Origin of the sequence: Actinoallomurus sp. CA-142502 (genome assembly GCF_050936355.1) — a bacterium.
Lineage (GTDB): Bacteria > Actinomycetota > Actinomycetes > Streptosporangiales > Streptosporangiaceae > Actinoallomurus > Actinoallomurus iriomotensis.
On sequence record NZ_JBNJMY010000001.1, the window covers coordinates 2,328,534 to 2,351,351 of the forward strand.

21 protein-coding genes are annotated in these 22,818 nt (G+C 71.3%); 9 read left to right on the forward strand and 12 right to left on the reverse strand.

Translation table 11 applies throughout. The features are described 5' to 3' along the window. Window positions 1-17 precede the first annotated feature (17 nt). Together ACQEV1_RS11415 and ACQEV1_RS11420 are read right to left on the reverse strand one after the other, a co-directional pair. Window positions 18-1,007, reverse strand: coding sequence for a LacI family DNA-binding transcriptional regulator (locus ACQEV1_RS11415; RefSeq protein WP_433393578.1), 990 nt, complete (start codon window positions 1,005-1,007; stop codon window positions 18-20). A gap of 87 nt (window positions 1,008-1,094) precedes the next feature. Next, a complete protein-coding gene (locus tag ACQEV1_RS11420) occupies window positions 1,095-1,505 on the reverse strand; it encodes a MarR family winged helix-turn-helix transcriptional regulator (RefSeq protein WP_285620170.1) in 411 nt (136 codons plus the stop codon). Between the two features lie 128 nt (window positions 1,506-1,633). Between ACQEV1_RS11420 and ACQEV1_RS11425 the strand changes: the two genes are divergently transcribed. After that, window positions 1,634-2,572, forward strand: coding sequence for an NAD-dependent epimerase/dehydratase family protein (locus tag ACQEV1_RS11425; RefSeq protein WP_433393580.1), 939 nt, complete (start codon window positions 1,634-1,636; stop codon window positions 2,570-2,572). On the opposite strand, the gene tsaA is transcribed toward ACQEV1_RS11425, so the two are convergent. The 5 genes from tsaA to ACQEV1_RS11450 all read right to left on the reverse strand — a co-directional run bounded on the left by tsaA (window position 2,569) and on the right by ACQEV1_RS11450 (window position 7,512). After that, entirely contained in the window at window positions 2,569-2,910 is a 342-nt protein-coding gene (gene tsaA, locus ACQEV1_RS11430) for a tRNA (N6-threonylcarbamoyladenosine(37)-N6)-methyltransferase TrmO (protein WP_433393582.1), read from the reverse strand. The genes ACQEV1_RS11425 and tsaA overlap by 4 nt on opposite strands. Window positions 2,911-3,152: 242 nt before the next feature. Continuing rightward, on the reverse strand, window positions 3,153-4,724 hold the full coding sequence (locus ACQEV1_RS11435) for an MFS transporter (protein ID WP_433393584.1): 1,572 nt from the start codon (window positions 4,722-4,724) through the stop codon (window positions 3,153-3,155). A gap of 81 nt (window positions 4,725-4,805) precedes the next feature. Further along, window positions 4,806-5,810 carry a DUF2891 domain-containing protein gene (locus ACQEV1_RS11440; protein WP_433393586.1) on the reverse strand — a complete coding sequence of 335 codons (1,005 nt, stop codon included), beginning with the start codon at window positions 5,808-5,810 and terminating at the stop codon, window positions 4,806-4,808. A gap of 11 nt (window positions 5,811-5,821) precedes the next feature. Then, on the reverse strand, window positions 5,822-6,790 hold the full coding sequence (locus ACQEV1_RS11445) for a DUF979 domain-containing protein (protein ID WP_433393588.1): 969 nt from the start codon (window positions 6,788-6,790) through the stop codon (window positions 5,822-5,824). Further along, on the reverse strand, window positions 6,787-7,512 hold the full coding sequence (locus ACQEV1_RS11450; RefSeq protein ID WP_285620160.1) for a DUF969 domain-containing protein: 726 nt from the start codon (window positions 7,510-7,512) through the stop codon (window positions 6,787-6,789). Before ACQEV1_RS11450 ends, ACQEV1_RS11445 begins: the two co-directional genes overlap by 4 nt. Before the next feature lie 222 nt (window positions 7,513-7,734). Between ACQEV1_RS11450 and ACQEV1_RS11455 the strand changes: the two genes are divergently transcribed. Both ACQEV1_RS11455 and ACQEV1_RS11460 read left to right on the forward strand, forming a co-directional pair. Next, on the forward strand, window positions 7,735-8,397 hold the full coding sequence (locus tag ACQEV1_RS11455) for a GntR family transcriptional regulator (protein WP_433393590.1): 663 nt from the start codon (window positions 7,735-7,737) through the stop codon (window positions 8,395-8,397). A 71-nt stretch (window positions 8,398-8,468) separates the two neighbouring features. Continuing rightward, a complete protein-coding gene (locus ACQEV1_RS11460; protein ID WP_433393592.1) occupies window positions 8,469-9,440 on the forward strand; it encodes an aldo/keto reductase in 972 nt (323 codons plus the stop codon). A gap of 20 nt (window positions 9,441-9,460) precedes the next feature. Here ACQEV1_RS11460 and ACQEV1_RS11465 read toward each other — a convergent pair whose 3' ends face one another. Beyond that, complete coding sequence (locus ACQEV1_RS11465; RefSeq protein WP_433393594.1) at window positions 9,461-10,420, reverse strand: helix-turn-helix domain-containing protein; 960 nt, start codon at window positions 10,418-10,420, stop codon at window positions 9,461-9,463. A gap of 218 nt (window positions 10,421-10,638) precedes the next feature. Between ACQEV1_RS11465 and ACQEV1_RS11470 the strand changes: the two genes are divergently transcribed. Continuing rightward, window positions 10,639-11,859, forward strand: a complete 1,221-nt coding sequence (locus tag ACQEV1_RS11470) for a cytochrome P450 family protein (protein WP_433393596.1) — start codon at window positions 10,639-10,641, stop codon at window positions 11,857-11,859. Between the two features lie 15 nt (window positions 11,860-11,874). Here ACQEV1_RS11470 and ACQEV1_RS11475 read toward each other — a convergent pair whose 3' ends face one another. From ACQEV1_RS11475 to ACQEV1_RS11485, 3 genes are all read right to left on the reverse strand, one after another. Further along, window positions 11,875-13,200 (reverse strand): S41 family peptidase, encoded by a 1,326-nt coding sequence (locus ACQEV1_RS11475; protein WP_433393598.1) that lies wholly within the window; start codon window positions 13,198-13,200, stop codon window positions 11,875-11,877. Window positions 13,201-13,312: 112 nt separating this feature from the next. Beyond that, a complete protein-coding gene (locus tag ACQEV1_RS11480) occupies window positions 13,313-14,725 on the reverse strand; it encodes an amino acid permease (RefSeq protein WP_285620149.1) in 1,413 nt (470 codons plus the stop codon). Between the two features lie 178 nt (window positions 14,726-14,903). Then, window positions 14,904-16,844 (reverse strand): putative Ig domain-containing protein, encoded by a 1,941-nt coding sequence (locus tag ACQEV1_RS11485; protein WP_285620148.1) that lies wholly within the window; start codon window positions 16,842-16,844, stop codon window positions 14,904-14,906. A gap of 240 nt (window positions 16,845-17,084) precedes the next feature. On the opposite strand from ACQEV1_RS11485, the gene ACQEV1_RS11490 reads away from it, so the two are divergent. The 3 genes from ACQEV1_RS11490 (at window position 17,085) to ACQEV1_RS11500 (ending at window position 19,790) form a co-directional block, all read left to right on the forward strand. Then, the gene (locus tag ACQEV1_RS11490; protein WP_285568748.1) at window positions 17,085-17,882 is read left to right on the forward strand and encodes a TrmB family transcriptional regulator; all 798 of its coding nucleotides are present in this window, start codon (window positions 17,085-17,087) and stop codon (window positions 17,880-17,882) included. Between the two features lie 35 nt (window positions 17,883-17,917). Next, entirely contained in the window at window positions 17,918-18,334 is a 417-nt protein-coding gene (locus ACQEV1_RS11495) for a Fur family transcriptional regulator (protein ID WP_433393601.1), read from the forward strand. 484 nt (window positions 18,335-18,818) lie between these two features. Further along, on the forward strand, window positions 18,819-19,790 hold the full coding sequence (locus tag ACQEV1_RS11500) for an ATP-binding protein (RefSeq protein WP_433393603.1): 972 nt from the start codon (window positions 18,819-18,821) through the stop codon (window positions 19,788-19,790). Window positions 19,791-19,877: 87 nt separating this feature from the next. Here ACQEV1_RS11500 and ACQEV1_RS11505 read toward each other — a convergent pair whose 3' ends face one another. After that, window positions 19,878-20,264 (reverse strand): SCO5389 family protein, encoded by a 387-nt coding sequence (locus ACQEV1_RS11505; RefSeq protein ID WP_433393605.1) that lies wholly within the window; start codon window positions 20,262-20,264, stop codon window positions 19,878-19,880. Between the two features lie 1,019 nt (window positions 20,265-21,283). Between ACQEV1_RS11505 and ACQEV1_RS11510 the strand changes: the two genes are divergently transcribed. Beyond that, window positions 21,284-22,039, forward strand: a complete 756-nt coding sequence (locus ACQEV1_RS11510) for a L,D-transpeptidase (RefSeq protein WP_433393607.1) — start codon at window positions 21,284-21,286, stop codon at window positions 22,037-22,039. Window positions 22,040-22,118: 79 nt separating this feature from the next. After that, window positions 22,119-22,781 carry a choice-of-anchor P family protein gene (locus tag ACQEV1_RS11515; protein WP_433393609.1) on the forward strand — a complete coding sequence of 221 codons (663 nt, stop codon included), beginning with the start codon at window positions 22,119-22,121 and terminating at the stop codon, window positions 22,779-22,781. Window positions 22,782-22,818 lie beyond the last annotated feature (37 nt).

The following is a 22,818-nucleotide window of genomic DNA, read 5'->3' on the forward strand; positions in this document are numbered from 1 at the left end:
GGCTCGGCCCGCACCGGCTAGGCCGACTCGCGGACGATGAGCTCCGTCGGGAGGATCACCGGATCGGACGATGGTTCGGCGCTCAGCAGCATCCGTACGATGCAGGCCGCGACCTCGGCGACCGGCTGGCGGACGGTGGTGAGCGGGGGCTCGCTGAACCTCGCGAGGGTGATGTCGTCGAAGCCGGCCACCGCGACGTCGTCCGGCACCCGGCGGCCCGCGGCGCGCAGGGCGCCCAGCGCTCCCACGGCCATCAGGTCCGAGGCGGCGAACACCGCGTCGATCCCGGGTTCGGCGGCCAGCAGCTGCCGCATCGCGGTCGCGCCGGACTCGCGGGTGAAGTCGCCCGTCGCCACGACCGGCCGTACGCCGGCGGCCTCGATGGCCTCCCGGTAGCCGTCGAGCCGGTCCTGCGCGGCGGTCATGTCCGGCGGACCGGCGATGGTGGCGATGCGCCGGCGGCCGCGGGAGACCAGGTGTTCGACGGCGGCGCGGGCGCCTCCGCGGTTGTCGCAGTCGCAGTACGGCACCGGCAGCGAGGCGACCGGGCGGCCGTGGGAGACCATCGGCACCCGTGAACGGCCGAGCGAGGCCGGCAGCGGGTCGGCGCCGTGCATCGACAGCATGATCACCCCGTCGACGTGGCCGCCGGCGACGTAGCGTTCGACCCGCGCGTGCCCGGCCGCCGAGGACGCCAGCATGAGGATGACCTGCCGGTCGGCGGCCTCCAGCTCCTGGCTCACCGCCCGGATGACGGCGGAGAAGAACGGGTCGTCGGAGAAGACGCGTGACGGTGGTTCGGAGACGACGAGGGCGATGGAGTCGGTGCGCCGGGTGACCAGGCTGCGGGCCGCGGAGTTCGGGATGTAGCCGAGCTCCTCGACGGCGCGCATCACCGCGGTCCGCAGGTGCGGCTTGACGTTCTCGGCGCCGTTGACGACGCGCGACACCGTCGCACGCGACACGCCGGCCCGCGCCGCCACCGCCTCCAGCGTGGGTCGCCTCATCTGGCTCCGCCCTGTCGTGACGTCGTGACGAGTCGACCTTACGAGACACACGCCGGGGAAGGCTCGCCGCACCACGGCGGGAGGGGTTCAGGACAGCCGGTCGACGATCTTCGTGAGCGCACTCCGCAGGTGGCGGCGCTCCTCGTCGGTGAGCGTCGCCGTGGCCCGTTCCATGAGACGCCGCCGTTCCTCCTCGACCGGCTCGCGCGCGGCCTGGCCGCGTTCGGTGAGGTGGAGCCGTACGAGCCGGCCGTCATCGGGGTCGCGCACGCGCGTGAGCAGGCCGGCCTCCTCCATGCGGGTCGCGGTGTTGACCACCGTCGGCGTGCTCAGGTGCACGCGGGCGGCCACCTCTCCGGGCGTCAGCCCGTCGCGCTCCCAGAGCGCCGCGAGCACGCGGTTCTGGCCGACGCGCACGCCGTGGCGGCTCATCGCCTCGTCGGCGGCGGTGTGGATGAGCTTGTTCGCCCGGACGAACAGGTAGAGCAGGTCGTCCACGCCGTCTCCTGTTCCTCCGTCCGCCCGATCACCGGCGTCCCGACACTACACGCGGCCAACTCATTTGCATGCTAGTGACTCTGATGCTTAGGTGTCATTAGCTCACTAGCGACCTTCAAGGACGGCGAATGATCCTCATCACCGGCGGGCTCGGCTTCATCGGCTCCCACGTCGCGCGGGCCTTTCTCGATCTCGGCGAGACGTGCGTGGTCACGCGGCGCCGTACGGCACGGGTTCCGGAGTTCCTCGCCGATGAGGCGGGCGGGCGGCTCCTGGTCGAGCCGGTCGACGTCACCGACCAGGACGCGCTCCTGGCATTGGGGAAGCGGCACACCGTCAGCGGCATCGTGCACCTCGCCGGTGCCGGGATCGGCGCAGGCGGAACCCTCGACGCCCTGACCGAGAACACCCGTGGGCTCCTCAGCGTGCTGCGCGCGGCCGAGGTCTGGGAGGTGCCGCGGGTCGGGATCGCCAGCACCATCGGCGTGTACGGTGGAGTGCCCGGCGACCGGCTCCGCGAGGACGCCCCGCTGCCGACGGCCAGCCCCCACATGATCCCCGCGGCGAAGAAGGCCATGGAGATCCTGGCCCTGCGCGCGGCGGCCGACGCCGGGTTCGCGGTGGTGAACTTCCGCATCGCGGCGATCTGGGGCCCGCTCGGGCGCGCCGCCTCACCCTTCTTCGCCACACCCCGCCTGGTCCACGCGGCCGTGAACGGCGAGGACCCGGGCACGCTTCACGCCGAGGACGGCATCGACATGTGCTACGTGAAGGACTGCGGCCGGGCCATCGCACTGCTCCAGACCACCGGCACCCTGCGCCACGACACCTACAACGTCGGCAACGGGTACGCCACGACGAACGCCGAGGTCGCCGCCGCCATCAGGGCGGTCGTCCCGGAGGCGCGCGTGGACCTGTCCACCGGCCACGATCCGGCCGGACCGGGCGCGACCGTCTGCCTCGACACCGAGCGGATCCGGGAGGACACCGGCTACCGGCCCCGCTACGACGTCGAACGCGCGGTGGCGGACTACGTCGCCTGGCTGCGCGCCGGCAACGAACGCTAGCGTTCGGAGATCGCGCCGAGCACCGGTTTGACGTCGACGATCGGGGTGCCGTCGAGGGCCTCCAGGTCGCGTACGCGCACGCGGGTGCCCTCGATGGCGACGATGGTCACCCGGTGCAGGCCGATGGGGTTCGGGCGGCTCGGTGAACGCGTGCCGAACACCCCCGTCGCGGGGCGCGCCGTGTCGCCGCGCGGGTGGACCACCAGCACGTCGCGGCGCGCGCGATCGAGCCAGGTCAGCACGAGCACGTCCATCCCGGGCCGGAGGCCCCGCAGGCCCTCGGCCACCTCCGGGACGAACACCAGCCACGACTCGGGGGTGCCCTCGTCGGCGGTCACCGGTCGCTCGCCCTCCTCACTCGCTCCGCGGACCACCTCGTACCTCGGCGATCCACTCCGCTCGCTCGGTCGGGCTCACTCGTGACGCGGCGCCTCGGCCAGGTCCACGAGAGACGACTCGACCCGTCCGATCGGTTCCACGGCGAACGTCCCGTCGGTCACGGCGGTCTCCCTCCACAGTCGGCAGCGATCATCGTACGGCCGGGAGGCACGCCGGGGCGGCGGGCCTCCCGGATGAACGGTCAACGGATCCGTGCCGGTGCTTCGGGGAGCGGGTCGGCCTCCTCGACGTGCTCGGGGATCACCTTCGGCACGCTGCGGAGGGCGAACAGGGCGGCCAGGCCGGTCAGCGCGGCGAGCCCGGCGCTGCAGAAGACCGCGGCGTGCATCCCGTCGACGAACGCGTGCCGCGCGGCGCCGGTGACCTCGGCTCCCAGCCGCCCGGGCAGGGCGGCGGCGACCTCCAGCGCGGAGCCGATCGAGTCCCGTACGCTCCGGCCGGCGCCCGCCGGCAGCCCCGCGGGCAGGTCGAGGTGGGTACGGTACGCGGCGGTCAGGACGCTGCCGAGCACGGCCATGCCCAGCGCGCCGCCCAGCTCGGTGGCGGTCTCGGAGATCGCCGAGGCCGCCCCCGCCCGGTCCTTCGGCACCGAGGCGAGGATCGTGTCGCCGGTGACGGTCAGGGCCACGCCGATGCCGAGCGCACACGGGATCATCGCCGCCAGCAGCGTCATGTAGTTCGACTCGGTCCCGGTCAGGGCGTACAGCGCGAACCCGGCGGCGGACACCGTCAGGCCGAGGGCGACGGTGCGGGCGCGTCCCACGAGACCGATCAGCGGAGCGGCCAGCACGGCACCGCCGACGGCCGCGGCGACACCGCCGGGCAGCCCGGCGAGCCCGGCCCGAAGCGGCGACCAGTGCAGCACGAGCTGGAAGTACTGGGAGAACACCAGCGACTGCGCGACCAGGGCGAACATCGCGAACAGGTTCGCACCGACCGAGCCGGAGAAGGCCGCGTTGCGGAACAGCGCGATGTCGATCAGCGGCTCGGACAGGCGCGCCTGCCGCCAGACGAACGCCGCCAGGCCGGCGACGCCGACCACGAGACCGATGCCGACCTTGGCGTGGAACAGGCCGATGTGCCCGGCCTCGGTGACGGCGTAGACGACTCCCAGGACACCGGCGACCGACAGCGGCACGCTCGGCACGTCGATCCGGCCGGGCCGGGGGTTGCGCGACTCGGGCAGCACGAACAGCCCGGCGAGGAGCACCGCCGCCATGATCGGCACGTTGATCAGGAACACCGAACCCCACCAGAAGTGGTCCAGCAGCGCGCCGCCCATGATCGGCCCGAGCCCGACCCCGAGCGCGCCGACGCCGCTGGCGATCCCGACCGCCATCGTGCGCTCCTTGGCGTCGGTGAAGACGTTCCGGGTGATCGACAGCGTGGACGGCATGATCGTGGCGCCCGCGACGCCGAGGAGGGCACGCGCGGCGATCAGCATCGCGGCACTCGTGGCGTACGCGGTGACGGCCGAGGCCGCCGCGAACGCCGCCGTGCCGATGAGCAGCAGCTTCTTGCGGCCGATCCGGTCCCCGATCCCGCCCATGGTGACGAGCAGCCCGGCGAGCGCGAAGCCGTACACGTCGGCGATCCACAGGATCTGGGTGCCGGACGGCCGCAGGTCGCTGATCAGGTTGGGGATGGCCAGGTGAAGAGCGGTCAGGTCGACGGACAGGACCAGTACGGCGAGGCAGCAGAGGGACAGCGTGGCCCACTTGCGGGCGGTCCCCACGGGGGCGAAGGAGTTCATGTCCCCGAGCGTCGCCGCGCCCGCTGACCGTCCGCGCACCACCCGCTGACCGCGCCGCTCGTGGCCTCTCCGGCGACGGCGTCAGGCGGTCAGGGCGAGGAAGGCGAACGTGGCCAGCCAGTGGTCGCTGACGAAGCCCTTGCCCGTCACATGGGGCAGGCTCGCGTCCAGGTGCCGGGCGGCCGACTCACGTAGCGGGCCGACGCGTGGGTCGGTCGCCGGGAGGGCGGCCGCCAGCAGGCGGAACTGCCACGCGCGGGACAGGTTCAGCCCGTACAGGTGCGCCTGGTGGCCGTCGTTCGCGTCGTTGACCTGGGCCGGGGTGAACAGGGCCCGCGGCCGGCCGTCGTCCAGGCCCGGCAGGAAGCCGGTCAGCCAGCCGGGGAACTGTTCGGCGGGCAGCACCCGCCGCATCAGGTCCGCCTCGCACAGCGCCGGGGACAGGAAGTCCTGGCCGCTGGGTTCCCAGCTCGCCGGGTAGTCGCGGTCGTCGCCGTACCAGTCGGCCGCGCGCTTGCCGATCGTGGCGACCAGCCGGTCGCGGCCGAGCGCGGTGCCGCTCTCGTGCAGCAGCGCGAGCGCGAACGCCGTGTTGGTGTGCACGCCGTGCCGGACCGGTGCGACGGCGCGGTCCAGCCAGCCCAGGGCCAGCTCCTCGATCGTGTCGGTGAGCGGGCGCAGCGCCGCCGCCCACGGCCGCGCGGCCGGGTCCGGGCAGCGTTCGCAGGCGGCGGCCAGCGCGACCGCCCACGCCCAGCCGTACGGCCGCTCGAACGCGGGGAACGAGCGCAGGTGCGCCGCCTCCGCCTCGATCGCTCGCGCGGTCAGCGTGCAGTCGAGGGTGCCGCGGATCTGCTCGGGGTTCACCTCGCCCGGCTGGTCGCTCAGCAGCCGGACCGCGAGCCAGTGCATGTGCACGCATGAGTGCCAGTCGTACGCGCCGTGGAACGCCGGGTGCAGCTCGCGGGGCCGTGAGGCCGCGCCCGGCCAGCGCACCACCTGCTGGGTGGCGTGCGGGAACTCCGTGCCGATGTTGCGTACGGCGACGCGCGCGTAGCGGGCGGCCACCTCACCGATCGTGGTCATCGTCACCTCCTCTAGAACGCCAGGGCGTACATCAGGATGATGTTGCAGGCCAGCAGCGGGATCGCGGTGGGGATCTGCGCCTTGATCGGCCCGTACTTGTCCTTCATCTCCAGCAGCGCCGCGGGGACGATGTTGAAGTTGGCGGCCATCGGCGTGCACAGGGTGCCGCAGAATCCGGCCAGCATGCCGATCGCGAAGACCGCCGCCGCGTCGCCGTGGAAGTGCTGCACCAGCACCGGATAGCCGATCGCCGCCGTCATGATCGGGAACGCGGCGAACGCGTTGCCCATGACGATCGTGAACAGCGCCATGCCGACGCAGTAGACGATGACGCCGCCGATGAGCGAGTTGCCGGGCAGCACGTTCTCGGTGATCCGGCCGACCTGGGTGCCGACGCCGGCCGCGACGAACAGCTGGCCGAGCGTGGCGAGCATCTGGGGGAGCACGGCGGCCCAGCCGATCGCCTCCAGCAGCCGCCGGCCCTCATTCAGCGGCGCGAGCGGTGACTTCGGCCGCAGCATGACGAACCCGATGAGCACGGCCACGATCGCGGCGACTCCGAGGCCGATCAGCGTCTCGGAGGACTTCTCCAGCAGCGGCTCCCCACCCGTATGGATCTTCGCCAGGCCGACCGCGAAGATGATCACCACGACGGGGATGGTCAGGGCGGGCACGAAGAGCCGGTTGCCGAAGCGGTCGGCGCCGGCCTCCTGCTCGGCACGCGTCGGTCCGGGGGTGGTGCCACGGCCGAGCCGGCCGGTGGCGACCAGGAGCGCCATCGCGATGACCGCCAGCCCCAGAACCCACGCGGGCGCGGTCTTGTGGACGACGAACGTGCTGTAGACGAAGGCGGCGCCGAGCAGGCCCCAGAACGCCGCGCTGCCGTACCGCTTGGCGTTGGTGCGGTCGGCGAGGGTGAGCACGGCGACCGCGAGGAAGATCGCGCCGCACAGCCAGTAGAACCACTCGACCTTGATCATCGGCCGGCCTCCCGCGCCTCGGCCCGGTCCGTACGACCGGAGAGGCCCGCCGCCTCGGCCATCCGGCCGAGCCGGCGGTCCAGCAGGTAGAGCCGCGTGCCGTGGATCACGTACGCGCAGATCGCGGTGGGGATGGCCCACAGCGCGACGTCCAGCGCGTCGAGCTTCAGGTGGTACGTCGTGTCGACGAAGCCGGTGATCAACAGGATGGAGCCGATCGCGACGAAGATGTCCTCGCCGAAGAACTGGCCCACCGTGTCGGCGCTGGCCGAGAAGGCCTTGACCTTCTCGCGCATGGGCTCGGGGAGCGCGCGGCCGAAGCGGCGTTCGGCGGCGCCCTCGGCCATCGGGTAGATCAGGGGACGGACCAGCGCCGCCGGGCCGTTGATCGAGGCGAGGCCCAGCGCGGAGCTGACCTGCCGGATGAACTGGTAGATGACCAGGAGCCGGCCGGTGGTGAGCCCGTCCAGCCGGGCGATCAGCCGCCGGCCCTGTTCTTGCAGGCCGAAGCGTTCGATCAGGCCGATGACCGGCAGGACGAGGACGAACAGGGTGACCGATCGGCTCGACGCGAAGCCGTTGCCGAAGGCGTTGAGGATGGCCGTCACCGACAGATGACCGAGGAATCCGGTGACGATGCCCGCGACCGTGACGACGACGAGGGGGTTGAGTCGTAGCGCGAAGCCGAGAACGACGAGGAGCACGCCGATGAGTACGAGCACGACCGCCCTCCTTCCCGAGTAGGGGACCGAGGGGCAGACAGGGTGCAGCCGTTGCGGGTACCGTACGTATTGTTGAGCAATCCGGCAAGAGGGCAATGTCAACCAGAGCAGTAAAGGGGCGAGATGTCACAAGGCGGCTCTTCTGCCGGACCGGATTCCGGCGACGCCGGAGGATCCGGTAACTCAGGAACCTCACCGCTCGCCGGCCTGTCCGGCGCGCGCGTGCTGCTCGACCGTACGAGCACCGTGTCCAAACTGGCCGACGCGTTGCGCGCGCAGATCATCGAAGGCGCGCTGCCGCCCGGCACGCAGCTCGCCGAGCACGCCGCCGCGAAGGAGCTCGGCGTCTCCCGCAACACGCTGCGCGAGGCGTTCCGGCTGCTCGCGCACGAGGGTCTGGTGATCCACGAACCGCACCGGGGCGTGTTCGTGCGCACCCTCGACGCCGACGACGTCCGCGACATCTACACCACGCGCCGCCTGGTCGAGTGCGCCGCCGTCCGCACCGAGGGGCCGCCGCCCCGGGCCGTGGCCGAGATCCGCGCCGCGGTGGAGACCGCCGAGGCCGCGGTCGCCGAGTCGCGCTGGCACGACGTGGGAACGGCCGACCTGCGGTTCCACTCCGCGATCGTCGCGCTCGCCGGCAGCCGCCGCCTCAACGACATGACGCGCCGCCTCCTGGCCGAGCTGCGCCTGGTCTTCCACGTGATGGCCGACCCGCACCGCTTCCACGAGCCGTACGTGCACCGCAACGCCGCCATCGCCACACTCATCGAACAGGGCCGTACGCGGGAGGCCGCCGAGGCGCTGACCGCCTACCTCGACGACGCCGAGGCCCAGCTCCTCGGCGGCATCGCCGAACGGACGCGAGACACGCGACGGTGACACCAGCGGCTCGGCCGCACCGGGGCGAGCCCGCCTCCGCGACGGTGCGTGACGGGGAGAGACTGGGCCCCATGGACTACGTGAAACTGGGATCGACCGGCCTGGACGTCTCTCGGATCTGCGTGGGGTGCATGAGCTTCGGCGAGCCCGACCGGGGCAACCACACGTGGACGCTCGGTGAGGAGCAGGCCGCTCCGCTCATCCGGCAGGCGATCGAGGCCGGCGTCAACTTCTTCGACACCGCCAACGTCTACTCCGACGGCAGCAGCGAGGAGATCACCGGACGGGCCCTGGCCCGGTACGCCCGCCGCGACGAGGTCGTGATCGCGACCAAGGTGCACGGCCGTACGCACGCGGGTCCGAACGGCGCGGGCCTGTCCCGCAAGGCGATCATGAGCGAGATCGAGGCCAGCCTGCGCCGGCTGGGCACCGACTACGTCGACCTCTACCAGATCCACCGCTGGGACCCCCGCACCCCGATCGAGGAGACCCTCGAAGCGCTGCACGACGTGGTCAAGGCCGGCAAGGCACGCTACATCGGCGCGTCCTCGATGTACGCCTGGCAGTTCGCCAAGGCGCTCTTCACGTCCCGGCTGAACGGCTGGACGCGGTTCGTCACGATGCAGAACCACTACAACCTCGTCTACCGCGAGGAGGAGCGGGAGATGCTGCCGCTCTGCCTGGACCAGGGGATCGGCGTGATCCCGTGGAGCCCGCTCGCGCGCGGCCGCCTCGCCCGCGACTGGGACACCACGACCGCGCGCGCCGAGACCGACGAGTTCGGCAAGTCCCTGTACCAGGAGGGCGACCGGGAGATCGTGGACGCGGTCGGCCAGGTCGCCGAGGCACGGGGCGTGACGCGCGCCGCCGTCGCCCTCGCGTGGGTCCTGCGTCACCCGGCGGTGTCCGCGCCCATCGTCGGCATGGGCAGGTCGCAGCACCTGGAGGACGCGATCGCCGCGCTGTCGGTCGAGCTGACCGACGACGAGGTGGCCGCGCTGGAGAAGCACTACTCCCCGCGCCCGGTGGCCGGCTTCCGCTGACACCCCGCCGTGGCGGGCCGCTACGGAGAGCCGGGCGGCCCGCCCGGTTCGCGGGCCATCTCGTCGAACCTGCGGCGGCGGAACTCCCGCGGACTCTCGCCGTAGCGGCTCCTGAACGCCGAGGAGAACCAGGTGGGGGTCAGGCCGGCCCGGGCGGCGATCTCACCGACGCCGAGTTCGGCGCAGTCCGGGTTCTGGAGCATGTCCCGGGCCGCCCGCAGCGTCTCCTCGTGCCGGAGGTCGCGGTACGTGGTGCCGGCGCTCCGCAGCGCGTTGCGCAGCTGCCGCGGTGACCAGCCGAGCGCACGCGAGACGGCGGTGAGCGGCAGCTTGCCGCTGCCGAGCCGCTGCCGGACGTAGCGCCGTACGACCTGGGCGACCTCGGCGAGGTGGTCCTCCGGCGGCCGGGTGTCCCTGAGCGCGATCAGGCAGAACAGCTCGGCCATCCGATCGCACACCGCGTGGAACTCCTGGTCGGAGAGGTTGTCCCGTTCGGCGTGCAGGCTGCTCATCAGGCTCCCGAGGACGCGGCCGAGGCCGGTGTTCATGCTGAGGACGACGCGCAGGGGCCGGGGCGCTCCGACGTTCCGGTCGATCTCGGTGCGGGGAACCTGGATCGCGTACGCCCGGGACGCCGGGATCGTGAGCCGGCAGTGTTCGTCCATGCCCATCACAGAGGCGTATCCGGGTGGTGTCCGCGTCTCGTGTTCGCCGTGCCGGACGGTGTAGACGCCCTGCTGCGGAACGACGATCCAGTAGTGCTCGTCGCCGGGGACCGCGCGGATGTGCGAGGGCGTGCGGACCGCTATCCGGTCGGTGCGCTGTGTCCAGTGCAGCAGCACATAGGCGCTGCTCTCCTGGACGGTGAGGTCCGCGCGCCAGTTTCCTGGAGACCGGAAACGGTGGTCCATCGGAAGGATGCCGTCGGAGAGCTCCCGCCACTCATCGGTTCTCACCGTGGTCCAGGAGTGATATCTCAAGCGCCCACCTCCGCCTCGGCTCGCTGATGGTAGCTATGACGCAGCGACGCGCGGTGTGTCAAGCGCCGTCGCTGATCGTTGGCCGGTCTTCTGTTCTCGTGACATTCGGCTTCCGTTCCGGGGCAGGAACGGCGGGCACGTCTTTCCCGCGGGCCCGCGCCGTCGGAGACTTTTCGCCGGACGGCCCGTTGATGGGCTTGCTGCCGAAGGGGAACTTCATGACGACAGGCCTTCCCGCATTTCCCGTCATCGGTGAATACCCGCTCGACACCTGTATCCGGCTCCGGGAGATCGCGCCCGTGGTCGAGGTGGAGTTCCCCGGCGGCGTGCCCGCCTACCTGGCGCTGAGCCACAACGCCGTGCGCGAGATCCTCGCCGGTGACAACAAGACGTTCCTGCGGGACCCCAAGCACTGGCCCGCCCTGCACGACGGGTCGATCCCGGAGGACTGGCCGCTGCGGACCATCGTCCAGGGCGACCACCTGTCCACGAAGGACGGTGGCGACCACCGGCGGCTGCGCGGACTGATCGGCAAGGCGTTCACCCCGAGCCGGGTCCAGGCGATGGAGCCGCGGGTCCAAGAGATCATCGACCGGATGCTGGACGACGTGGTCGCCGCCGGCGACGGCGTCGACCTGGTCCCCGCCCTCACCGAGGCGCTGCCGATGGCCGTGATCTGCGAGCTGTTCGGCGTGCCGGAGCCGGAACGCCTGCGGCTGCGCAAGTGGACCGCCGCCCTGCTGTCGCACACGACCCCTCCGGAAGAGGCGTTCGCGACGCAGGAGGCGCTCATGAGGTACCTGTACGAACTGGTCGAGCGCAAGCAGGCCGAGCCCGGCGACGACCTCACCAGCGGCCTGGTCCAGGCCCGCGACGAGGGCGACAAGCTCACCACCGACGAACTGGTCGCCGTGCTGTGGCTGATGCTGATCGCCGGCCACGAGACAACGGTCCACCTGCTCGGACACGCCATCGTGGCGCTGTCCCAGCACCCCGACCAGCTGGGGCTGGCCAGGGCCGGGGACCGCTGGGCCGACGTGGTGGAGGAGACCCTGCGGTACCGCCACTCGGTGATGATGACCAGCTTCCGCTTCACCGCCGCCGACGTGACCATCGCGGGCGTGGACATCCCCAAGGGCAACGCCGTCGGCGTGGTCTACCAGGCGAGCGGCGTCGACCCGGAGCAGTACGGCGAGACCGCGAACACCTTCGACATCACCCGCCGGGCCGTCGGCCACCTGGGCTTCGGTCACGGCCCGCGGTACTGCATCGGTGCGCCGCTGGCCCGCCTGGAGGGCCGGCTCGCGCTCGCCTCGCTGTACCGGCGGCTGCCCGACCTCAGCCTCGCGATCGACCCGGACGACATTCCCTACTCGCCGTCGTTCTTCACCATCGGCCCGCTGTCGCTGCCGATCAACCTGGGCGCGACCCGGTCCTGACCGTTCGCCGGGCGGTCAGCGGCGCAGGAGCTCGACCGCGCGGTCGAAGGCCGAGTCGCGGTCGTGGGCGAACTCCTCGTCGGTGAGGACCGGGGCGCGCACGTCCGGCGGGATGCCCGCGCCGTCGAACGTGCGGCCCGTACGGGTGCGGAACTCCTCATTCGGCAGCCCGAAGACCAGGCCGTCCGGGAGCGAGCGTTCCATGACGTCGGAGAACACGCCCTGGGTGTTCTCGCCGATCCGTACCGGCGCCGGCGTCCGGTCCATGAGGGCCTGGATGAAGGTCTCCCCGGCGCTGAAGTCCGACCCGCCGGTCAGGATCGCCACCGGCCCGAGGTAGGGATCCGCGTGCGGCCGTACCTCGATGGGCTGCGGCGCGGTGAACCGGGCCGGGTCCCGCGGGTCGTTCCGGGCGCGCTTGGCGTACGCGAGGTAGGGACGGCCGGTGAGCCGGGAGGCGACCTGGAGCCCCAGCGAGTCCGAACCGCCGCCGTTGACCCGGACGTCGACGACGAGCCCGCGGAGCGTGCCGACACGTCGCGGCGTGAAGACGGCGTCGAGGGCGCGGGTCAGCTCGGCGGCGTTGGAGGCGTAGTCGTCGGCTTCGGTGTAGCCGCCGAAGCCGGATATCCGCAGGTAACCGAGGTCACCGGGCAGATCGGCGTAGCCGACGCGGCCCTGGGCGTATTCCGTGAGCGCGCCGTGCAGGTCGCGGCGCTCGACGTACGTCTTGACGCGCTGGTCGTAGTCGGGGGAGGGCAGGACCGTGCCCGGGCGCAGGTGCGGGACGGGCGGGCCGCCGGTGCTCACCCAGGTGTGCGCGTCGTTCAGCGGCGCGATCATCTCGTTGAAGATCTCGGCGAGGCGTGAGGTGGTCGTCGCCGGGGTCACGAGCGGGCGGTACCGGTGCCGGACCTGCTGCCAGTCGACGCCCTTGGCGGCGAAGAACGGGTAGTTCTCGGCGAACGTCCGCCAGAAGACGTCGAAGGCGGTCAGCGGGTCCTTCGCCGGCGTGCGACCGCACGCGGCGGGGAGCGCGGGGATCCGCCGTAGCAGACGGACGCCGGGGGAGCCCGCGAAGCTCATCCGCCCCGGCCGGACCGTGACGGTGTCGCCGTCGTCGGTGACGTAAGTCCCGTCCTCAGCGGTGCGGTCGGCGGTGAAGCCCGGCAGGCAACTGATCGCCGTGGTCTCGTAACTCCGCAGGTGACCGTGGTCGACGGCGATGACCGTCCCGTAGCCGTCGGTGCGCCAGACGCCGTCGGCCGACGGCGCGGCGGCGGCCGCGACCGGGCTCAGCGTCAGCGCGACGGCCGCCGCGAGCACTCCATGTGTCAACATGCCTTCTCCTCCGTTCGGCGGGAACGGAGGAGAAGCTAGTGACCGGGCGGCCGCCGCCTCGTCGTCCTGGAGAGCCGACCTCGGTGTCGCTCTCAGGTAGTACGGGGGTTCGTCAGCGGTCGGCGGGGAGCGGGTCGTGGGCGACCGGCTCGGTGGCGCGCGACCGGCCGTGGCGGATGAACGCGGCGATCAGCACCACCGCCGCGACCGCCACCGACCACAGCACCTGCGGGCGGCCGTCGTGGTCGAACAGCATCACCACGAGGATGGCGGCGATGCCGAGGATCGTGGCGACGGTCAGGTACGGGTACAGCCACATCCGGACGACGATGCGCTCGGGCGCCTCGCGTTCGAGGCGGCGGCGCATCCGCAGCTGCGACACGGCGATGACCGTCCAGACGAACAGCGCGACGGCGCCGGAGCCGTTCAGCAGGAACAGGAACACGGTGTCCGGGCTGGTGTAGTTGAAGATCACCGCGAGGAAGCCGAAGGAGACCGACACCCAGATCGCGACGTGCGGGACGCCGCGTGCGGTCGTCGCGGCGAAGGCCTTCGGCGCGTCGCCGCGTTCGGCCAGCGAGAACGCCATCCGCGACGCGGTGTACAGCCCGGAGTTCAGGCAGGACAGCACGGCGGTCAGCACGATGACGTCCATGATGGTGCCGGCGCCGGAGATGCCGATGCGATCGAGCACCGCGACGTACGGGCTCGTCGAGCTGCTGGTCGAGGTCCACGGCAGGAGCGTGACGATGACGGCGATCGAGCCGAGGTAGAAGACGATGATCCGCCAGATCACGCTGTTGACCGCCTTGGTCACGGCCCGGCCCGGGTCGCGGGACTCCCCGGCCGCGATGGTGACGATCTCGCTGCCCATGAAGGAGAACACCACGGTGAGCAGTCCGGTGATGATCGCGCCGTACCCGTGCGGGAAGAAGCCGTGGCCGGTGAGGTTGCTCGTGCCCACGGAGTCGGTGCCGGGCAGCAGGCCGAAGATGGCCAGGACGCCCAGGACGATGAAGACGGCGATCGCGGCGACTTTGATCGCCGAGAACCAGAACTCGAACTCGCCGTAGGACCCGACGGAGAACAGGTTCGTCGCGGTGAGCAGGATCATCAGGATCAGCGCCAGCGTCCACTGGGGGATCCACGGGATCCAGCCGTGCACGATCTTCGCGCCCGCCGTCGCCTCGACCGCGAGCACGACCGCCCAGAACCACCAGTACAGCCAGCCGATCGTGAAGCCGGCCCACCGCCCGATCGCGCGGTCGGCGTACGCGGAGAACGACCCGGTGTCCGGTGAGGCCGCCGACATCTCGCCGAGCATGCGCATGACCAGGATGACGAGCAGCCCGGCGAGCGCGTAGGACAGCAGGATGGCCGGGCCGGTGGCGTGGATGCCGGCGCCGGAGCCGACGAACAGGCCCGCGCCGATGACACCCCCGATGGCGATCATCCCGACGTGACGGTTCTTCAGCCCCGGTTTGAGGCTCTTCTCGGGTGTTCCGGTGCTTCCGGCCTGGGGCATTCGGAGCAGCTCCTTGGTTTCGGGGGGCTTCCAAGCGTGGCAAAAGTCCGAAATCAGTCAGCCCGCCGATACCCAAACGTCGGGGGCCGGTAACTCCACCGAGGTGATCACTTCGCCGTCGGACGAGAAGGGCCGCGGGGGACGCCGTCGTCCCCCGCGGCCCTTCAGGCCGTACGGGTCAGGACGCGTTCACCGCGACGTCGTCGAGGACGAAGCTGGTCTGCAGGGACGAGTCCTCGGTGCCGCTGAACGACAACGTGACCGTCTGGCCGGCGTAGGAGGACACGTCGAAGGTCCTGGCCGTGTAGCCGGAGGCGGCGTTGGCGTTGCTGTAGGTGGCGAGGGTCGTTCCGCCGATCTTGACGGTGAACTTGTCGTAGGCGGTGGATCCGCTCTCGTTCGTGTCGATGTGCAGGTAGAACGTGAGCGATGCGTGGCATCCGGACGGGATGCTGATGGATTGGGTGGCGGTGTCGGTGTGGGTGGTGCCGTAGCCGTCGAACCACGCGAAGTGCGTGCCGGAGTGGGCACTTTCACCGCTGCCGTTGGCCGAGACGACCCCGGACGTGGTCGTCCACGGTGAGGTTCCGGACTCGAAGCCGCCGTTGGTGACCTTGTTGCCGGTCGAGGAGCAGCCGCCGCCGACCGGGTTCACCGTCCACGTGAAGCTCGCCGAGCCCGACGCGCCGGTGGTGTCCTGGGCGGTGACGGTCACCGTCGAGGTGCTCGCCGTGGTCGGCGTCCCCGAGATGACACCGGTCGAGGCGTTGATCGACAGCCCGGCGGGCAGGCCCGACGCGCTGTAGGTCAGCGTCTGGCCCGACGCGGAGTCGCTCGCCTGGATCTGCAGGCTGACGGCCGTGCCGACGGTGCTCGTCTGGTTGCCGGGGTTGGTGACCGTGACGGTGTTCCCGCCGGTGGAGCCGCCGCCGAACGCCGTGACGCCGTTCGGCGTGCCCAGCCCGGTCGGCCCGTCGTACCCGGCCGCGGCCCTGCAGAGGTAGCTCGGGCTGCACGAGCCGTTGCTGCCGGAGGTCACGTCGTTCAGCGCGCTGGTGTGGGCGTACGGGAAGGACGCCGGGTACGAGCCCGCGGCCGGCGCTCCGGCCAGCGCGTACACGCCCGCGATGATCGGCGCCGAGGCGCTCGTGCCGCCGACGACCACCCAGCCGCCGACGCCGTACGTGTCGTACACCGCGAGGCCGGTGTTCGGGTCGGCGACCGCAGAGACATCCGCGACGGTCCGCTTGGAGCAGCCGGTGTCGGTCTGCCACGTCGGCTTCGCGTCGTACGCGGAGCAGCCGGAGCCGGCGCCGCTCCAGGCGGTCTCGCTCCAGCCGCGCGTGTTGGACGCACGCGACAGGCTGGTGCCGCCGACCGCGGTCACGTAGCGGGACGCGGCCGGGTACTCCACGCCGTACCCGTCATCGCCCGACGACACGGTGATCGCCACGCCCGGGTGGTTGAAGTAGGAGGAGTCGGAGCTGGGATCGGTGGAGTCCTCGCTGCCCCCGTAGCTGTTGGAGACGAACTTGGCGCCCAGGCTGACCGCGGTGTTGACCGCGGTGCCGAGGTCGTCCATGCTCGGCTGGCTCGCCTCGACGAGCAGGATCTTGCAGCTCGGGCAGACGGCCGAGACCATGTCGAGGTCGAGCGAGATCTCCTCGGCCCATCCGGAGTCGGCGCTCGGGAGGCTACTGCCGCCGGTCTCGTTGACCTTCTTGAAGCAGCCGTTGGCGGTGGTGCATGCCGACAGGCCGTACTGGCTGCGGTAGGTGGCCAGGTCCGCTTCGGCGTTCGGGTCGTCGTACGCGTCGATGATCGCGACGGTCTGGCCCGAGCCGCCCGACGGCAGGGCGTAGGCGCTCTTCAGGTCGGCGGCGCCCAGACCCGAGGGCGCGACCTGCGGCTGGAGGCCCTTGCGCGGCTGCACGTCGGTACGGACGAGCGAGAGGCAGGCCATCTCGTTCTTGTGCGTGGGGGTCGCGCAGGCGCGCTCGACCGGGGCGGCGGCCGTCTTCGCCTGAGCGGGGATGGCGGCGTGCGCGGGGGCGGTGGTGACGAGGGAGGCGGCGGCGAGCGCGACCGAGGCGAGCACGGTGAGTCCGGCACGTCTCATGCGGCGCTGCGTCCGTCGAGCAAGGGCTGGGGGTGACATCCTGCTCCCTTTCTGGCGGGAGGCCGGGGCACGACGGGGCGGGGGTTCCGACGCGTCCGGGCCTGTGACACCACGGTCAGTGGTGCATGCCTGCGGACGATAGGCATATGCCATAAACGGGTCAATATGCCTTTACTCTCTCTTGACCGCCACGTCCGGATCTGGACTGCGATCGGTGTCTCGCCCGATAACGTGTCGGAGATGGGTGATCTGGATCGATGGCGGCGCGAGCTCACCGAACTCGGCCTGACCGGGTACGAGGCGCGGGTTTACCTAGCGCTGGTCAACCGCTCGCGCTACACGGCGGCCCAGGTCGCCCGGGAGTCGGGCGTGCCCCGCCAGCGGATCTACGACGTGCTGTCCGGCCTGACCGAGCGCGGCCTCGTACGGGCGCTCCCGGGTCAGGTCGCGCGCTACACCGCCGTCGATCCCGCGTCGGCGATCGAGCGGCTCCTGGCCGCGCACCGCGCGCAGTTCAGCCAGCTGGAGCAGGCCACGGCCCGCCTGGTCGAGGCGCTCGTCCCCGCCTGGTCGCACGGCCGTGACGAGACCGACCCGCTCGACTACGTCGAGGTGCTCCGCGACCGCGAGATGCTCTCCGAACGGCTGGAGGACATCCAGGCCGAGGCGAAGAAGGAGATCCTCGCCATGGCCAAGCTGCCGTACCTGACCGGGGACAGCACCTCCGGCCTGGCCACCATCCGGCGCCTGACCCAGGCCGGCGGCACCGTCCGCTGCATCTACGAGGGCGACGCGCTGGTCCACTCGGAGATGCTGGCCGACATCCGGCGCTACGCCGCGGCGGGGGAGCACGCCCGGATCGCCGCCTCCGTCCCGATGCGCATGTGGATCGTGGACGGCACACGCGTGGTCATGTCGCTGCGCGACCCGGTCGCCGACTCCTCGTCCACGACGAACGTCCTCATCGAACACCCGGCGCTCGCCCAGTGCCTGACCTACGCCTTCGAGGCGATCTGGGAGGGAGCGTCACCGGTGTGACGGCCTGGCGGGGCGGGCGCTGCTACGGTGCGGGGGTGAGCGCGTCGCAGCCGGTCCGGGGCACCCGGGTCCGCGGAACACGGCAGGCGGAGGCACTGGCCTCCGCCCTGGAAGGCCTCGCCGGATTCCGCAGCGCCCAGGACATCCACGCGGAGCTCCGCCGCCGCGGCGAACGCATCGGGTTGACGACGGTGTACCGGCATCTGATGGTGCTGAGCGAGGACGGCGCGGTGGACACGATCCGCGACGAGGACGGCGAGACGCTCTATCGCCGCTGCGAGACCAGCGAACACCACCATCACGTGACATGCCGCTCCTGCGGACGGAGCGTGGAGGTGGAGGGCCGAGCGGTCGAACTCTGGGCCGACCGCGTGGCGGCGGAGGCGGGCTTCGTGGACGTGGACCACACCGTGGAGATCTTCGGCCTGTGCCCGGCCTGCGCGGCGAAGTGAGAACCCGGCGCCGCCACCCGCGACCGACCTTCGCCGAGGCCGCCCGCCGCGGTCGTGTGAGCCCGACGATCGCGACTCTGCCGTAGCCATCCCCTGTCCGTATCGGGGCCACCCGAGTCCGTGACCACTTGAGCCGTGCGCCCTCGGGGCCCGTGGCTGCTTGAGTACGTTTCCCGTGGATCCGCGGTAGCCATCCCTGTCCCCAACGGCTGCGCCAATTGAGCCCGCGGCCTCCCGGGCTAGCGCCCCCCTGTCCCTGCCGCCGCCGCAGGCCCGTCGGCCTGGAAAGCATGAAAACGGTTTTCACTATCGGTAGAGTTTCTCCCGGCGGTCATCCACAGCCGGCGGTCACCGCTACCCCCGCCTGTCGTGGTGCTGTCACTCTATGTAGCAACCAGATCAACGCTCTGTCAGCGGAAGCGCTGTACGGAGCGCTGTGCCGGTGCCGGCCACCCGTCGGCGCCCGTCCGTCCTGGGAGGGACCGTGAAGATCGCTTTTGTCGGTAAGGGCGGCAGCGGAAAGACGACGTTGTCCTCGCTGTTCGTCCGGCATCTGGTGGCCGCGGGCGCGCCGGTGGTCGCGATCGACGCCGACATCAACCAGCATCTCGGGGTCGCGCTGGGCATGTCGGAGGAGGCGGCGGCCACGATCCCGGCGATGGGGGAGCACCTGTCCGACATCAAGACGTACCTGCGCGGAGCCAATCCCCGCATCGGCTCCACGGCGTCCATGGTGAAGACCACTCCGCCCGGCGCCGGCTCACGCCTGCTCCGGCTGGGCGGCGACGACCCCATTCACACCGAACTGTCCACCGAGGTGGCCGGGGCCAGGCTCATGGTCACCGGGCCGTTCACCGACGAGGATCTGGGCGTCGCGTGCTACCACTCCAAGACGGGCGCCGTCGAGCTGTACCTCAACCACCTGGTCGACGGCCCGGGCGAATACGCGGTGGTCGACTGTACGGCCGGCGCCGAGTCGTTCGCGTCGGGCATGTTCACCCGCTTCGACTTGACGTTCCTCGTCGCCGAGCCGACGAGGAAGGGCGTCGCCGTCTACCGCCAGTGGGTCGACTACGCCGCGGACTACGACGTCGCCCTGCGGGTCATCGGCAACAAGGTCCACGACGCCGACGACGTGGCGTTCCTCCGCGAGAGCGTGGGCGACGCGTTGCTGTGCTGCGTGGGCCAGTCCGCCGCCGTACGGGCGATGGAGCAGGGCCGCCCCATGAGCATCTCCGACCTGTCCCCGGACGACCGCTCGGCGCTGGCGAGCCTCCAGGCGGCCGTCGACGGCCAGGCGAAGGACTGGGACAAGTTCACTCGCCAGGCGATCGAGTTCCACGTGAAGAACGCCCGAGCCTGGGCCAACGCCGCGACCGGCCAAGACCTGGAAGCCCAGATCGACCCCGGCTTCGTCCTGGGTCCGTCGCACACTGCCACCCCCGCCCCGCTCTGACGGGCGGGCCGTCCGCCGGGTCGTGTCCGAACGTGGTGGTGCCCGGACGCCGCGAAGGCGGTCCGGGCACCCGGGAAGGGGGATCCCTCAGCAGTCGACGAGTTCGGGCTTCTGGTTGAGGATCTGCTCGCGTGCGGTGACGAAGTCGTCGTATGCCTGCCGGGCACTCGGCCGGAAGGCCGCGACCCGGTGGCAGTTCTGGAACGCGAGGCGTACGTCGAAGTGCCGCTCGATCGCCGAGCGCATGGCGTCGCTGGCCATCATCCGCAGGAGCTGCCCGCGGGCGACCTCGTCGGGGGGCGGGGTCTGGTTGTCGGTGAAGTCGGCATCGCCGACCCGAAGGTCGTCGATCAGGCCGGTGACGACCTTCCAGGCGTACGGCAGGGAGTCTCGGACGCAGTCGAGGAACGCGGCGTCATCGACCTCGCCACGTTGCGCCTGCTGAACAAGTTGCGGGGACACGGTCAACGACATGGATTCTCCTGTCGGGTCGGCCACGCTTTTCGGGAACGGTTTTCATCTTCCATAGCCATCCCAGAGAAATCAACAGCCAGAGCCGTCCGATCACGGACGGTTCCAGCCGCCCGCCGGGTCGTGCCGTCGTTCGTGGGATCACCCGATGCTCCCCCGAACGGCGACGGACGGCGGTCCAGCGGTCATGGCCGGCGACTTGCATCGCCCTCGGCGACGCGGCGGACCTCGCCCAGGCGCTCGTCTCACCCGCGCCGTTCTCACCTACGCCCTTCGGCCCGCCCCGTTCGTGCCTGCGCGGTCCTCGCCCACGCCGTTCTCGCCTACGCCGTTCGGGTCGTGCCGTGCGTGCGCGCGTGGTCCTCGCCCACGCCGTTCTCGGCTACGTCGTTCGGGCCGCCCCGTGCGTGCCTGCGCGGTCCTCGCCCACGGTGTTCTAGTCCGCGCCGTTCGGGCCGGCCGTTCGTGTCCGTGCGGTCCTCGCCCACGGCGTTCGCGACCGTGTCTTGGCTGGACGCTGTCCGGGCCGCGAGGCCCGCATGCTCGACAACGCCTTCCAGTTCGTGGGCGCCTCGCGGTGCACCGGCCGCCAGCGCGTGACCCTGGTCGTCCTCTGCCGAGCCGGCCGTGCACCTCCTCGACGCGGTCGAGTGCCGCGCGGATGCTCGCCCGGTCGGTGAGGCCCACTGTCACGGCGTCCGCGACGCCGCCGTCGGGGCGGCGAGCACGACGGCGGCCGACGTCGGACACACGGGACGTTCAGGGATTTACGTAACAAGTCAGATGTAATCCGACAGCGTCGCAACCCCTTTGTGCCACTCCGCCTACAGTCCATCGTTACATGTGGTAGTTATGTGACTCTCCTGCGAGATTAAGGGCTCGCAAGATCCCCCACCCCTCATGTTCCAATTCTCGTGATCTTTGGAGTTTTCGTGCGCAATCGCTCCACGCGGGCTCGGCTCGGGCGATCGGTTTCGGTGTGTTCGCCGGTCGGGGGCTCGCGCAGTCTGATGGTGGGCGCCGTGGCCGTGACGGCCATCGCGACGCTCGTGACGGGCTGTGGAGGGAAGAGCAAGAGCCCCTCCACGTCCTCGGCCGCCGGGAGTTCGGCTCCGGCCGGCAAGCTGCCGGAGGCGACCACCTTCACGACCCTCAAGAACATCCCCAAGGACACCGCCGCGCTCGCGTCCGCCGACGGCACCGTCGTCCACCCCACCGCGGCGCTGCCCGTCTCCGCGACCCCCGGCGGTCAGCCGGTGGCGACACTGCCGGCCAAGGAACTGGGCGGGCCGACCTGGGTTCCCGTCGTCGAGACCAAGCCCGGCTGGGAGCGCGTGCTGCTGCCGAGCCGTCCCAACGGCGCGGCCGGCTGGATCCCCTCCGGCAACGGCAAGGTGGAGACGGCGCACAGCCCGTACGACGTGAAGGTCGACACCTCCGCGCGTCGGCTCACCCTGCTCAAGTCCGGCAAGTCGCTCGGCACCTGGACCGTCGCCGTCGGTGCGCCCAAGACCCCGACGCCCACCGGGCGTACGTTCATCCTCGCCTCGCTCGCCCCGGCGAAGGCCACCTACAGCCCGCTGATCCTGCCGGTCGGCGCGCACTCCGACTCGCTCGACACGTTCGGCGGAGGGCCGGGCACCGTGGCGTTCCACGGCTGGCCGCAGAAGTCGGTGTTCGGGCAGGCCGTCACGCACGGCTGCGTACGGGTGCCGGCGGACGCCCTGCGGCAGCTGTCCAAGGTCCCGCTCGGCACGCCGGTGCAGATCTCCGGCTAGCTCAGACCGGTCACATCGGCACGACGTGCCGTCCTGGCTTCCTCGGGAAGCCATCACCCCCATTAGGAGAGAGACAACAATGCGTAAACGACTGAGATACGGCGTGATCGCGGGCGTCATCGCGGCTCCGGTGGCCGCTGCCGCCGCCATCGTGCCGGCGGCCTCCGCGACCGGCGGCGGCAGTCCGTCCTCGGCCTTCGGCATCTCCGCCGTCGGCCTGGTGAACATCCCCCGGACGCCCGTGGTGTCCTCCGAGTCCGGGCCCAGGTCCCGGAGCGTCGTCTCCGTACCGGCCAGCCCGCTGGTCCACCTGTCCGTGATCCACACGCGCGCCGTCCCCGGCCACGCGGAGGCCAGCGTGGCCGACCTCAAGGTCGCCAAGGCCGCCATCAGCCCCAAGGCCGTCCTGTCCGCCAAGCTGATCTCGGCCCGCTGTGACGACGGCGCCGGCTCCTCCCGCCTCGTGGACGTACGCCTGGCGGGACGCGCCATCCAGGCCGGTACGTCCCCCAACAGCCGCATCACCGTCCCGGTCGAGGGGCTCGGCGGCGTGCAGGTCACGGTCAACAAGCAGGTCCACAACGCTGACGGCAGCATCACGGTCACCGCGCTCGAACTCGCGGTGCAGGCGCTCGGCAAGAGCCAGACGATCGCCATCTCGTCCGCGACCTGCGCCGGCCAGTCGTCCGGCGAGGCCCCCAAGCCGACCCCGGTGCCCAGCGACCTTCCGGTCACCGGCTGACCCACCGGTTGGCGGCCCCTGACCAGGCCGCCGCAAG